This window comes from Streptomyces sp. NPDC000878 (assembly GCF_053599695.1).
On record NZ_JBSFMT010000007.1, the window covers coordinates 19,828 to 32,728 of the forward strand.

Annotated in this window: 13 protein-coding genes and 2 pseudogenes; 5 read left to right on the plus strand and 10 right to left on the minus strand. The window is 69.3% G+C overall.

What is annotated here, in order from left to right; genetic code table 11:
- Positions 1–147 precede the first annotated feature (147 nt).
- On the minus strand, positions 148–978 hold the full coding sequence (locus ACWDR4_RS08900; RefSeq protein WP_450405788.1) for a COG4705 family protein: 831 nt from the start codon (positions 976–978) through the stop codon (positions 148–150).
- Positions 979–1,401: 423 nt separating this feature from the next.
- On the opposite strand from ACWDR4_RS08900, the gene ACWDR4_RS08905 reads away from it, so the two are divergent.
- On the plus strand, positions 1,402–1,767 hold the full coding sequence (locus ACWDR4_RS08905) for an FtsX-like permease family protein (RefSeq protein WP_450405790.1): 366 nt from the start codon (positions 1,402–1,404) through the stop codon (positions 1,765–1,767).
- A gap of 165 nt (positions 1,768–1,932) precedes the next feature.
- Here the strand turns inward: ACWDR4_RS08905 and ACWDR4_RS08910 are convergent, their stop codons facing one another.
- Complete coding sequence (locus ACWDR4_RS08910) at positions 1,933–2,142, minus strand: hypothetical protein (protein WP_450405792.1); 210 nt, start codon at positions 2,140–2,142, stop codon at positions 1,933–1,935.
- A gap of 191 nt (positions 2,143–2,333) precedes the next feature.
- Between ACWDR4_RS08910 and ACWDR4_RS08915 the strand changes: the two genes are divergently transcribed.
- Entirely contained in the window at positions 2,334–2,624 is a 291-nt protein-coding gene (locus tag ACWDR4_RS08915) for a winged helix-turn-helix domain-containing protein (protein WP_450405794.1), read from the plus strand.
- Here ACWDR4_RS08915 and ACWDR4_RS08920 read toward each other — a convergent pair.
- Both ACWDR4_RS08920 and ACWDR4_RS08925 read right to left on the minus strand, forming a co-directional pair.
- Positions 2,621–3,412, minus strand: a complete 792-nt coding sequence (locus tag ACWDR4_RS08920) for a COG4705 family protein (protein WP_450405797.1) — start codon at positions 3,410–3,412, stop codon at positions 2,621–2,623. The genes ACWDR4_RS08915 and ACWDR4_RS08920 overlap by 4 nt on opposite strands.
- 222 nt (positions 3,413–3,634) lie before the next feature.
- Positions 3,635–4,303 (minus strand): response regulator, encoded by a 669-nt coding sequence (locus ACWDR4_RS08925; protein ID WP_450405799.1) that lies wholly within the window; start codon positions 4,301–4,303, stop codon positions 3,635–3,637.
- A 450-nt stretch (positions 4,304–4,753) separates the two neighbouring features.
- Here ACWDR4_RS08925 and ACWDR4_RS08930 point away from each other — a divergent pair.
- Positions 4,754–4,945: pseudogene (locus ACWDR4_RS08930) on the plus strand (CorA family divalent cation transporter); the annotation flags it as partial.
- An 18-nt stretch (positions 4,946–4,963) separates the two neighbouring features.
- Here the strand turns inward: ACWDR4_RS08930 and ACWDR4_RS08935 are convergent.
- From ACWDR4_RS08935 to ACWDR4_RS08950, 4 genes are all read right to left on the minus strand, one after another.
- The gene (locus ACWDR4_RS08935) at positions 4,964–5,800 is read right to left on the minus strand and encodes a carbohydrate ABC transporter permease (RefSeq protein WP_450405802.1); all 837 of its coding nucleotides are present in this window, start codon (positions 5,798–5,800) and stop codon (positions 4,964–4,966) included.
- Positions 5,797–6,789, minus strand: a complete 993-nt coding sequence (locus tag ACWDR4_RS08940) for a carbohydrate ABC transporter permease (RefSeq protein ID WP_450405804.1) — start codon at positions 6,787–6,789, stop codon at positions 5,797–5,799. Before ACWDR4_RS08940 ends, ACWDR4_RS08935 begins: the two co-directional genes overlap by 4 nt.
- Before the next feature lie 20 nt (positions 6,790–6,809).
- Complete coding sequence (locus ACWDR4_RS08945; protein ID WP_450405806.1) at positions 6,810–8,117, minus strand: ABC transporter substrate-binding protein; 1,308 nt, start codon at positions 8,115–8,117, stop codon at positions 6,810–6,812.
- A gap of 70 nt (positions 8,118–8,187) precedes the next feature.
- Positions 8,188–9,441: an aminotransferase class V-fold PLP-dependent enzyme gene (locus ACWDR4_RS08950; protein WP_450405809.1), complete on the minus strand. Its 1,254-nt coding sequence runs from the start codon at positions 9,439–9,441 to the stop codon at positions 8,188–8,190.
- A 405-nt stretch (positions 9,442–9,846) separates the two neighbouring features.
- On the opposite strand from ACWDR4_RS08950, the gene ACWDR4_RS08955 reads away from it, so the two are divergent.
- A complete protein-coding gene (locus ACWDR4_RS08955; RefSeq protein ID WP_450405812.1) occupies positions 9,847–10,554 on the plus strand; it encodes a FadR/GntR family transcriptional regulator in 708 nt (235 codons plus the stop codon).
- On the opposite strand, the pseudogene ACWDR4_RS08960 reads toward ACWDR4_RS08955, so the two are convergent.
- Positions 10,553–10,711: pseudogene (locus ACWDR4_RS08960) on the minus strand (ion channel); the annotation flags it as partial. The gene ACWDR4_RS08955 and the pseudogene ACWDR4_RS08960 sit on opposite strands and share 2 nt — an antisense overlap.
- A gap of 277 nt (positions 10,712–10,988) precedes the next feature.
- Positions 10,989–11,834: a helix-turn-helix transcriptional regulator gene (locus ACWDR4_RS08965; protein ID WP_450405814.1), complete on the minus strand. Its 846-nt coding sequence runs from the start codon at positions 11,832–11,834 to the stop codon at positions 10,989–10,991.
- 108 nt (positions 11,835–11,942) lie between these two features.
- On the opposite strand from ACWDR4_RS08965, the gene ACWDR4_RS08970 reads away from it, so the two are divergent.
- Positions 11,943–12,800 (plus strand): helix-turn-helix transcriptional regulator, encoded by an 858-nt coding sequence (locus ACWDR4_RS08970; protein ID WP_450405816.1) that lies wholly within the window; start codon positions 11,943–11,945, stop codon positions 12,798–12,800.
- Positions 12,801–12,901 lie beyond the last annotated feature (101 nt).

Here is a 12,901-nt window from a genome sequence, read left to right on the forward strand (position 1 = left end):
GCCAGGCTGGTGGACAGGATGACGGTCCAGTGGCCAGGGTGACCTCGGGCAGCTTCTTCATCACCGACCTGGTCGTACTGGCGACATCCAGGTCGGTGAGAAGTTCCGACTTCTCCAGGAGGGAGCGCTCCTGTTCGTGCGGGGCGCTTACGCCGTACGGGCGAGGCGTTCCGGCTCGGTGACGTCCTTGCGGGTCACCGCGAGGAACACGACCAGGCCGAGGATGACCGTGAGGAACAGCGCGCTGGTCACCACGGTGCCCAGGCCCAGGCCGCCGTCGCCGGTCGGCTGGGACAGGTAGTCGCCCATCGAGGCGCCGAGCGGGCGGGTCAGGACGTAGGCGATCCAGAAGCTCCACACCGCGTTCGCGCCGAGCGCGAAGCGCGCCACCGCGACCGCGGCGATGGCGAGGGCGAACAGGACTGCGGAGACCCAGTAGCCCAGCGCCATGCGCTCGGCGACCAGGTCACCCGCCGCGGTGCCCAGCGCGAAGGTGAACAGCACCGCCAGCCAGTAGAAGGACTCCCGGCGCATGGTGTCGATGCTGTGGATGGACAGCGTCCGCTCGCTGCGGTACCAGGCGGCGAACACGATCGCGAGGGCGACGGCGAACACCGTGGTGCTGGTCGTGAGCGGTACGCCCATGTTGTCGGTGAGGTTGTCGCTGATCAGGGTGCCCACGACGCTGATCAGGGCCACGGCCGTCCAGTACACACCGGGCCGGTAGGCGGTGGTACGGAACTGGGCGATGAGGACCACCGCCAGCAGCACGCTCATCAGCAGCGACACACCGGTCAGGCCCAGCCCGGCCTTCTCGTTCAGCAGGTCGGCCGCGGTCTCGCCGACCGTCGTGCACAGCACCTTGATCACCCAGAAGTACACGGTGACTTCGGGCACCTTGTTCCAGCACAGACGGTGGCCGGGGGCGGTCGGGGCGGACCTGCGGACCGCCGCTGTCTCAGAAGTCTCAGATGTCATGAGGCCCGACCGTGCCACCGGGAACCTGAACGCATCCTGACTGTCGCGCTGCAAGACCGTTCCCCGCCGGCCCGCGGGGAACGTGACCGCCATGCACAGCGACACGGCCGACGCGGTCATACCGGCACTCCGCCCCAGTCCAGCCCCCACGACGGAAACGTGCCGCCATGACCATGCCCCACTCCCACGGCCGCGCTTATGCCGAAACACGCGACGGACTGGGGCCGGGCCCGCACCACCCTCGGCATGCCCGCGCTCGAACAGCCGCGCGGAGTCGCCGTCTGGCCGTGCCCTCGTCGGCGATGTCCGGGACGCGTACGTCGTCCGGCGCCTCGCCCGTGTCGCACTCCAGGCGTCTGCCGAATCTCCGAGGAGTTCCCCACCGCGCCGAAAGACAGCTTCTTCGTCACCAACCCCTCGTACGTGGCCCAGGCCACCGTCACCGACCTCACGCAGACCCGCGGCACCGTCGGTACCAGCCTGACTGCCGTCGACCTGGCGGGACTTACCCCTGTCGAGCTGGCCTTCGCGGTGCTCCTGGCCGCCGGGGCAGGCGGACTGGTCCTCGCGCTCGGCCTCGCCGAACGCCGCCGTACCTTTGCCGTCGCCACCGTGCTCGGCGCAACGCGACGGCAGCGGCGCAGGATGGTCCTCACCGAGGCGATCCTGCTGACCGCGGGCGCACTGACCGGCGGCGCGCCCATCGGCTGGGCCCTCTCCGAGATGCTCCTCAAAATCCTGACAGGCGTGTTCGACCCGCCGCCCGCGCCGTCCCGGGCACCTGTCTGACACGCACCGCGTTCGCCGCGACCACGGCCGTACTGGCCGCCGCACTGAACGGGGTGCGCCGCGCCGCCCGACCCGCCGTCGAAGAACTCCGGGATCTGTGAAGGCCCGGCCCCGCTCCACGTTGCCCAGCATGCGAACGCCTGCCGCACCGGGCCGCAGCCGCTATCACGTCCTCGTCGTCGAGGACGGCGACACCATCGGCCGCCATACGGAAACGGGGCGGCGCAGCAACGGCTGCACCCCGGCGTGGAGCCGAACCGGCGCGGGCGCCCTCAGCGAGGCCGCGCAGGCCCCGTACGGGGCCTGCCCGACATGGACGGCCTCGACGTCGCCCACGCCCTGCGCGCCCCGCCTCCCCGACCTGTTGATCATCATCCTCACCGCCCGCACGGACGACATCGACGCCGGAGCCGACGACTACCTGGTCAAGCCCTTCAGCCTGACCGTGCTCGCCCGGCTCCGCGCCCATCTGCGCCGCCGGGGCATCGCCGCCCCGCCGCAGCAGCCGATCCCGCTCAGCGACCTCGTCATCGACATCACGGCCCGCCGGTGCACGCTCCACGGCCGTGAAGTCGGGCTCCGGCCCGAGGAGTTCGAACTGCTCGCCGTACTCACCCGGCACGTGGGAGGCCGTGTCCCGCGAGACCCTGATGGCCGAAGTCCGGGACGAGAACTGGTTCGGCTCCATCAAGACCCTCGACGTCACCATGGCCGGCCTGCGCCGCCGCCTCCCCGAAGCCGCCACGACGACCACCCACACCAGCCACCCGCCCCGCATCACCACACTGCGCGGCCACGGCTGCCGTCTGGAACTCCGACAGGTCTCGCAGCACACCTCAGCAGCCCTACGGCACTAGGGCGTTGGGGCGCTCCGGACATCCGTCCGGGAGGCGGCCAGGTAGCCGACGAAGCCCAGGATGGCCACGGTCCAGGACAGGGTGACCGGTCCGAGACCCAGGTTCAGCCCGCCCCGGCTGTGGCCGACTGCCATCCAGTCGGCGATCGAGGCGCCGAGGGGACGGGTGATCACGTACGTGGACCAGAAGGCCGTCACCGCGTTCAGGCCGCCCCATCGGTGGGCGACGGCCGGGACGGCGATCGCGGTGGCGTACAGGACGGCGGAGCCCAGGTAGCCGAGTCCGATTGTGGCGGTGAGGTCGCCCGCGGCGGTGCCCAGTGCGAACGTGGCCAGGACGGCGGCCCAGTAGAAGGTCTCACGGCGGCGGGTGTGGATGCTGTGGATCGACAGGGTGCGTTCGCTGCGGTACCAGAGCGCGAAGACTGCGGCCAGCGCGGCCATGAAGAACGGGGTCGAGAGCATGTAGGGCACGCGGAGGCCGACATGCAGCACGTCGGCGGCCATCGTGCCGAACACGCTGACCACGACGATCGCCGTCCAGTAGATCCAGGCTGTGTACCGGCGGGCCGCGAACTGCACCGCCAGCGCGGCCACCAGGGCCACACCGCCGAGGGCGACCGCCGGGATCGGGCCGAGGAGGTGGGCCAGGAAGTCGGAGGCCGTCTCGCCCATCCCGGTGGTCAGCACTTTGATGATCCAGAAGTAGACGGTCACCTCCGGCACCTTGCTCGCCGTGTGACGCAGGTGGCCCGCGGGCCTGGTGTGGGTGAGGTGATCAGTCGGCATGGCAGGCACGATGACATGGCGCTCGGCCGTTGCCCCAGACCCCTTTGCCAGAGTTTTGGCGCTTCTGGTGCTCGAGTTGCCCACGGCCCGTCCGGACCTGAACACAGTCTGAACGCCGAGGTCGGCGGACTGGTCAGCGGCGTGCGAGCGGTGGTACCGGGGGCCTCCCGGCGGTGTTCTCGCGGCCGGGAACTCAGGGTGTCCGGCCGACTGTTCCTCGGCTCAGCCCGCGTTGGGCCGAGCGAGGCCGCGGTCGCAGGCGAAGATCACTGCCCGGATACGGTCGCGGGCGCCGATCTTGGCCAGGACGCGGCCGACGTGGGCCTTGACGGTGGACTCGGACAGGACGAAGCGGGCGGCGATCTCGCCGTTGGTCCACCCCTTGCCGATGGCGACGAGGATCTCGCGCTCGCGGTCGGTGAGGGAGCCAGGTCGCGGGTCCTCGGCGGAGTCGCTTCTGTGGGAGGGGGCGTACTGGGCGTACTCGTCCAGAAGGCGGCGGGTGAGAGCGGGGGCGATGACCGCGTCGCCGACGGCGACGGCCCGGATGCCGGCGAGGAGTTCCTCGGGGTGCGCGTCCTTGAGGAGGAAGCAGCTGGCACCGGCGCGGATGGCGGCGTGGACGTACTCGTCGGGGTCGAAGGTGGTGAGCACGAGGACGCGCGAACGGCCACCGGCGGCGACGATGCGGCGGGTGGCCTCGATGCCGTCCATGCCGGGCATGCGCACGTCCATCAGGACGACGTCCGGGCGCAGTTCGGCGGCCTTGCGGACAGCCTCGGCGCCGTGGGCGGCCTCACCGACGGCGTCGGTCCCGGGGACGGAGTCCAGGAGCAGGTGGAAGCCGTAGCGTTGCAGCGGCTGGTCGTCCACGATGAGCACGGTGGTCATCGGGCACCGCCCGGGGCGTGAAGTCGAGGACGGCCTCGACGCTCCGTCCGCCGCCGCCCGCCGGCCCCGCGCTGACGCTCCCGCCATAGAGGGCGGCTCGTTCCCGCATGCCCATCAGGCCGAGGCCCAGGGTGATCCACGTCGAGCGCGGGGACCACAGCGTGGCCCACTCCAAGGACAGCACGCGCCGTCCGGTCACCCGGTGGACAGGACGGGCATCACTCACGAAGCGCGACCGGCACATCCGTCCCGGGAGCACTCGAGATCACGCTCAACGGCTGCCAACCGACAGCCATCCGGGGGGAATCTGGGGAGTACGAGCCGTCCTGGGGAGCGCGTGGGGAGAATCGACTGCGCAACGCGGCACGATCCCGAAAGGGTCCGAAAGCATTGTCCGCTCAGGTCAGAGTCGATGACTACCGCATCGCCGCAGGTCAGAGCGGCTCGGTAGACAACTTCAAGAAGATCTCCAGCTGGGCGGCGATCCTGTTCGCGCCCACGCTCGTCGGGACCGTCTACGGCGTGAACTTCGAGGACATGCCGGAGTTGGGCTGGAGCCTCGGGTATCCGTTCGCGATCGGCCTGATGGGGGTCGTCTGCGTCAGTCTGTACGTGATCTTCAAGCGGCGGGACTGGCTCTAGAAGCCCGGGGAGCGCCGGTCATCCCTTCACCGCGCCGGAAGTGAGTCCCTGGACGATGTATCGGCTGGCGAAGGCGAAGAGCACCATCGTCGGGGCGATCGTGAGGACCGCCGCCGCCGACATCGAGCCCCAGTCGATGTTGAAGCTGGAGATGAAGCCGTTCAGTGCCGTGGGGACGGTCTTGTTGGCGTCGCTGTTCATCAGGGTGACCGACAGGAACAGCTCGTTCCAGCAGTTGACGAAGTTGAAGATGAACGCCGCGATGATGCCCGGCTGCATGACCGGCAGCAGTACCCGGAAGAGTGCCCCGAGCCGTGAGCAGCCGTCGATCATGGCGGCCTCCTCCAGCGCGTCCGGCACGTTCTCGAAGAAGCCGCGGAGCATCACCGTGCAGAAGGGGATGCAGACCGCGATGTAGACGAGGGTCAACCCGAGCCGGTTGTCGACGAGTTGGAGTTCTGTCATCAGCATGTACAGCGGCCCGAGTGCGATGAAGGACGGGATCATCTGGGTGACCAGGGCCGCCATCAGGAGTGCGGTCTTGCTGCGGAACTCGAAGCGCGCCAGCACGTACGCCGACAGGAGTGAGATGAGGGTCGCCACCGCGCCGGCGACGGTCGCGATGACGAGGCTGTTGGTGAGGTAGACGCCGAACTGGGCCTTGCTGAACAGGCCGGTGTAGTTGGCGAGCGAGAAGTGCTCGGGCCAGTAGGCGATCGAGGGGCTGAAGATCGTCCCGGGGCTCTTGAGCGAGGTGATGGTGATCCAGTAGAGCGGGAAGACGGTGACGATCAGCCAGCCCGTCAGGAACGTGACGCGTACGGCGCGTCCGGCGGTGGACTCTTTGTTGATCATGACGTCTTTCCGTTCCGCTCCCGGGTGGCCGTGAGGTAGAAGACCGAGAAGACCATCAGCATGGCGACGACGATCAGACCGACCGCCGAGGCCTTCCCGTAGTCGCCCTGCTGGGTGATGGAGATCATCCACGTGGTGACGATGTGCGTCTCGTTGGACGGGCCGCCGCCCGTCATGCCGAAGATGATGTCGGGGAAGTTGAAGATCCAGATGACCCGGAGCAGGACCGTCAGCGCCAGCGTCGCGCGGATGGAGGGGATGGTGATCTGGAAGAGCGTACGGACCTTGCCGGCGCCGTCGAGCGCGGCGGCCTCGTAGATCTCGTCGGGGATCGACTGCAGCGCGGCCAGGATCATGATGGTGAAGAAGGTGACCCCGTACCAGATGTTGGCGATGACGACGGCGGTCATCGCGGTCTTCGGGTCGGCCAGCCACGGGATCGGGGTGTCGATCAGGTGGGCCTTCTCCAGCAGGTCGTTGACGACGCCGAACTCGCTGTTGAACATCCAGCGGAACAGGATGCCGATGAGGAATCCGGAGATCGCCCACGGGAAGAAGATCAACGCCTGGTAGAGCCCGCGGAAGCGGAACTTGCGGCGCAGCCACAGCGCGATGGCGAAGCCGATGACGAACTGCGGCACGATCGAACCGACCACCCAGACCGCGGTGTTGCCGAGGACGGTGTAGAAGACCGGGTCGTCCAGGATGCCCTTGAAGTTCTTGAGGCCGACCCAGGAGGTGTCCGTGAGGTCGTTGAGGTTCCAGTTGCGGAAGGCCATCTGGCCGCCCGCGATCATCGGGTAGTAGACGAACACCGCGACGAACAGGGCGGCCGGGGCCATGAACGCCGCGATGCTCAGGCCCCGGCGGCCGGTGAAGACCGGCCTGCGCGGGCGCGGGGCCGGCGGCCGGGCCGCCGCCCGCCCCGGGGTGTCCGTGGGCGGCGGCGCGGCCTGCCGGGCCTTCGCGTCGGTCGTTGAGGGATTCACGTCCGGCCTTCCTGCCAGCCCTACTGGCTCTTCCACTTCTCGGTCCAGTAGGTGTCCCAGCCCGCCAGCAGCTCCTTGGGCGTCATCTTGCCCAGCAGCACCTTCTGGATCTCCGAGTCGGACTTCTGGATCCACTCGGTCCACCAGGAGGAGTTACGCGGCTGGGTGACCGTGATGTAGGTGTCCGGGTTCTCGGTCATCTTCACGTAGCTCGCCCAGGCACCGGTCTTGTAGAAGGTGTCGTCGGCGGAGCTCTTGAGAATGGGCACCAGGCTGTTCTTCTTGTCGAAGGTGGTGGCCGCGTCGCCCTCGGAGAGGAACTCGACCAGCTTGACCGCCTCCGCCTTGTGCTTGCTGCCGGACGCGATGCCCCAGCCCGCGGTCGCCACCGGCTGAACGGCCTTGCCGCTGGGGCCGGTCAGCAGCGGGGCCGTGGTCCACTGCTTCGTGGTGATCGACTTCGACTCCCCCACCGTGGCGATCACTTCGGGGTCCTGGAGGAGGAAGGCCGTCGAACCGTTGGAGAAGCCCTCGACCATCTCCGGGTAGCCCCAGGCGACGGACGACGGCGGCGACGCCTTCTTGAAGAGCTTGAAGTACGTCTCCAGGGCGGTGAGCGCCTCCGGTGCCGAGAAGATCGTCTTCCCGTCGGTCAGCTTGAAGCCGTTGTCACGGTCGATCCTGTCGGCGACGTACGCCTCGATGACCGCGACGGCGTTGCTGTTGGCGTTCGTTCCGCCGCGGAAGGCGTAGCCGTACCGGCGCTTGTCGGGGTCCTGGATGGCGGTGGCCTGCTTCAGCAGGTCGTCCCAGCTCGCGGGCGGGGCGCTGAAGCCGGCCTCGGAGACCAGGTCGGTGCGGTAGTAGAGGCTGAGGCCGTAGAAGCCGTACGGGATGTAGTACGTGCGGCCCTTGGCGTCCTTGGCGTACTTGACAGCGTTGTCGGTGAGCGCGTCCCAGCCGCTCCAGCCCTTGAGCTCCTTGCTCATGTCGTAGATCCAGCCGTTGGTCGACCACGGCCCAGCCGTGATGTCCCGGACCTCCATGGTGTCGATGCCGCTGCCGGACTGGAGCATCTGCTGGATCTTCTGGTCCGCCTGTTCGGTGGGCGGGGAGATCAGATCGACCTTGATCTTGGGGTTCTGCTTCTCGAACTGGCCGATGAGGGTCTTGAGTACGGCCGTCCGGGCCGGGTTGGTGAGGCTCTCGACCATGTGGAGCGTGACGGTTCCGTCACTCGTACCGGAGCCGCCGCCGACGGCACAGCCCGACACCGTCAACGCGGTGGCGAGCCCGAGGGCGACCGCCGCTGCCTTTCTTCTGCTCAACACTGTGCTCTCCCAGTTCCGGGGGTCTGTGTTCCGGGGGGTCTGTGATGGATCTGATGGATCTGATGGATCACTGCGATGTGAGGTGTGCGCCGTGCTGGGTGCGGGCCCATGCGCCGAGCACCGGAACGCAGTGCTCGGCGAAGTACTCGAAGTCGGCGGCCGTGTTGTACACGTGCGTCGACAGCCGGAGGTAACCGATGCCTCCGAAGCTGGTGAAGGCGGCCTCGACGCCCAGTTCCGCGGCGACACGGTCGCGCAGGGCGTCGGCGGTGTCACGGGTGGTGCCGAGACCGTCGGGAAGCCGGACCAGGCGCAGCGCGTTGACCGGCATGCCGACATCAACTGCGCTGTTCTCACCGGTGAGTTCGGCGAAGGCGTCGCAGACGATCCGTTCGGCGTAGTCGGCCAGCGTCCCCATGTAGGCGCGTGCCGTGTCCCAGCCCCAGGTGTTCTCGACGAAGTCGAGGGCGGCCGGCGCGGCGAGGTAGCTCGTGACGTCGACGGTGCCCTGGGTGTCGAAGCGGGCGGGGTACGGCTCCGGGGCGCCCCACGAGTCGATCAGGGGGTGGAGGTCGTCGCGGAGCGGGCCGCGGGCGACCAGGGCGGCCGTACCGCGGGGTGAGCAGCCGAACTTGTGGAGGTTGCCGATCCACACGTCGCAGTCGAGGCCCGCGAGCGGGTCCTCGGCCAGGCCGGGCACGTGTGCGCCGTCCACAAGGAGCGGGATGCCGCGTTCACGCGCGACGCGTCCGATCCGCTCGACCGGCATCCAGCGGGCGGTCGCCGAGGTGATGTGGTCGAGGACGATCAGGCCCGTCGCGTCGGTGATCCCGGCGAGGACGGCCTCGTACGCCCGGTCCTCGTCCGCGTCGAGGGGGACGTGCGCGGTGCGGACGGTGCCGCCCCAGCGCCGGGCCAGGCGCTGCGCTCCCATGGTCACGGCGCCGTAGCCGTGGTCCGTCACGAGGACTTCGCCGCCCGGTCTGGCCGGTACGTTCGTGTAGACGACGCTCGCGCCGCCGCTGGCGTTCGGCACCAGGGCGAGGTCGTCCACGGCGACCCGCAGGAACGCGGCGACCTCGGCCCGGGCTGCCGCGACCCGGGCCGGAAGGCCCGGGAACCACACGCCGGGCGAGCGGTCCATGTCCGCGCGCAGCCGGTTCTGCTCCTGCTGCGCGACGACCGGAACCGCCCCGAACGACCCGTGGTTGAGGTGCCTGTGCGCGGGGTCCAGCGACCAGGCCTCGGCCGCCGGTCTTCCATCGGCGAGCAGCAGGGGGCTCGGCGCGGTGGTGACAGTGCTGACGTCCAGCTCGCTCACGTATGACTCACGATCTCCCCGGCCCCACGACGGCGGGCCCACACATCGGACGGTTGCCAAAATAGGTCTGATGACTTGCGGCGCATCGTGGCATTGACACCCTGGGGCAGGCAAGGGTTCGGGGTCGTCGACATCAGACGGTCACGCGACCGGGAGGGGCGATCCACCGCCGCATGGCACCCTTGAACACCTGACACATGCCACTCTACCTGCGAATATGCCGATGAGGTGGATTCGAGGGCGCACCCCGGCGAGGCGGCATGCGACTTGACGGCGTCGTGACCGACCGATTACGTCCGCGAAATAAGTCATTGGATGACTTGAGGGGAGATGCCGTAACTCATCAGATGACTCTGTAGGCTGCCGAAGGCCGAGCGAAGCGGCCAAGTCCTCAGGAGGGGAAGAATGTCCGCAGTTGACCAGGCGTTCCACGGGCTACGGCACATGATCTCCACCGGCCGCCTGGTGGCCGGGCAGCGCATTCCGCCCGAGGGCGAACTGTGCGAGGAACTGGGCGTCTCCCGGGGCTCTTTGCGCGAGGCCGTACGGATGCTCGCGGCCCTGCGGGTCATAGAGCCCCGGCACGGCTCGGGCACGTATGTCTCGCAACTGCGGCCGGAGGACATCGTGGGCAGCCTGTCGCTCACGGTCGACCTGCTGCCGCTCGCCGGGCTGCTGGAGATGTACGAGATCCGGCGGATCCTGGAGTCCCATGCCGCGGCGCAGGCGGCGGCCCGGATGACCCCCGAGACGCTGAAGTCGGTCTTCGAGCACATCGAGGCGATGGAGGCGACCGAGGACCCGGAGCGGGTCTCCGCCCTCGACCAGAGCTTCCACGCGGAGATCGCCCGCGTCGGCGGCAACCCCACGCTCGGCTCCCTGCTCGGGGTGTTCCGGGCCCGGTCCCGCGCCTACCAGGTGTTCACGCTGCCCGACGGCCCGCACATCAAGCGCGCCAGCGACGAGGACCACCGCGCGATCGCCACCGCGCTCGCCAACCGCGACCCCGTCGCCGCCGCGGGCGCGGCCTCGGCCCACGTGGCCCACACCGAGAAGTGGCTCACGGCCTTCCTCCAGCAGGAGCCGACGGCTGCCGGCGACCCCAACGCCTGAGACGGTGCCGGCGCCTCTCCTCCCTGCCGACGAACCAGGTGGCCAGGGCCGCGGTGACCATGCCGTACGTGGTGATGCCGACGACCATCACCACGGCGCCGACGATCCGGCCCCACAGGGTCACCGGGTAGAAGTCGCCGTATCCGATCCCATCGGCCGGGTGCGGGCCGTCGGTATGGGTGGAGCCGAAAGCCCGCGCGGGATCAGCGCAGGGCTGTTTTCCTCGCCCCCGCCGTCCCTACCCGTCCCGTCCCCAGGGGCTCCGCCCCTTCGACCCCACCAGGGGCACAGCCCCCGGACCCCCAGCGGGGCGCTGCCCCTGCACCCCGGCGGAGCACACCCCCGGCCCCCCGGCGGGGCACAGCCCCTGCACCCCGGCGGGAACTGTGTCCCCTGCACCCCTCTTGCGGGTGTGTGGGCCTGCCTCCGTGGCGCTACCTCTGGACTGCCTCGGCCTGCTTCGGCCGGGTGGCCATGGCCCTCAGTGTCTCGAAGGCGGTCGCCGTCGGGCTGGCCGGTTCGGCCTGGTAGACCACCAGTTGCTGGTGCGGGGCGCCGTTGACCGTGAAAGCCGCGAATGCGATGTGCAGGTCCCCGACCTGGGGGTGTTTGAGGTGCTTTCCCTCTTGGGACTTGCCTTTCACGTCGTGCAGCTGCCAGAGCGCGGCGAATTCCTCGCTCTGGGCGGACAGTTCCGCCACGACTTCGGCGATACGGGCCGATTCGGGGTCGTGGCCATAGGCGGCCCGGATTTCGGCGGCGCAGGAATGCGCGGCTCGCTCCCATTCCTGGTAGAACTCGCGCCCCGCCGGATCGACGAACACCATGCGGGCGAGGTTGTCGAACGCGTCGAACCCGCTGTGGAGGGCCGTGGCGAGGGAGTTGCCCGCCATGATGTCGAGGGCGGGGCCGACGACGAAGGCCGGGGTGTGCTCCCATCCGTCCATCAGCTGCAGCAACTGCCGGCTGACGGCCGTCTCGCCCCGGTCGCGCGGGCGCTGCGAGGCGGTGAGGCAGAGCCGGTTGAGATGGTCGGTGGCCTCCGCGTCCAGTTTCAGCGCCTGCGCCACGGCGTCGAGGACCTGCGGGGACGGGCTGTTCTCGCGCCCCTGTTCGAGCCTGATGTAGTAGTCGGAGCTGACTCCGGCGAGCAGCGCGACCTCCTCCCTGCGCAGGCCCGGCACCCGGCGCCGCCCGTGTTCGGGCAGACCCACCTCGTGCGGCTTCAGGGCTTCTCGGCGGGCTCTGAGGAAATCACCCAGGGGTGTCCCGTTGCTCATGGGGCCAGACTACAAACCTTCGTCCCGGTGGGGACCCGGCGATCCTGGGTGTAATACACCCACCGTCGGCAGAACTCCGCCCGCCCTTCGCCGCCTAGCCTTGACGGCATGGACAACGACATTCACCCTGACCCGGTGGGAGGGCTGGGTCGGTTCCTCCGCTCCCGCAGAGAACGCATCGGCCCTGACGCGGCGGGACTGTCCGGTGCGGGCCGGCGAAGGGTGCCCGGTCTGCGGCGTGACGAGGTCGCGACGCTCGCCGGTGTCAGCCCGAGCTACTACGGCCGACTTGAGCAGGGCCGTGAACTCAGCCCCTCGCTCCGGGTGCTGGAGGCCCTCGCCCGCGCACTGCGACTCGGGGACGAGGACAAGGCGGAACTCTTCCGGCTGGCCCGGCCGGCGGGCCGCCGTACGAAGTCCCCGGTCCGGGTCGAGCGGGTCCGCCCGCACCTGCGGCAGCTGATCGGGAGCTGGACCGGGACGCCTGCCTTCATCATCGGCCACGCCCAGGACCTGCTGGCCACGAACGCGCTGGCCGACGCCCTCTACGGCGACTTCGCCCAGCACGACAACGTCCTGCGCATGCTCTTCCTGGACCCCACGGCGAAGACCTTCTACCGGAACCCGGAGCGGGCCAGGCACCGTGCGGTCGCCGACCTCCAGCGGACCGCCGCGAGCACTCCCGAGGATCCCCGCATCCTGGAGCTGGTCGGCGAGCTGTCGGTGCGCAGCGGCGAGTTCCGCGCCCTGTGGGCCCGCGAGTACACCCGGGTCCCGCCCTACGACGTCAAGCATGTGCGCCACTCCGTCGTGGGCGACCTGGAGCTGCGGCACGAGGCCCTCACCATCCGCAGCGTCCCGGGACAGCAGCTCGTCGTCCTCCAGGCCGAGCCGGGGTCCCCCTCCGCCGACGGACTGGCCCTGCTGGGTTCCCTCAGCGCACCCGAAATGCCGCGCCTTTCCTAGGTGTGGGACTCCCAGGAAAAGCGCGGCCTTCATGGCACCGCGGCCGACGGGCAGACTCGAATTCGTCAACAGGAAATCCCCGAAAAGGGGATCCGAGAAAA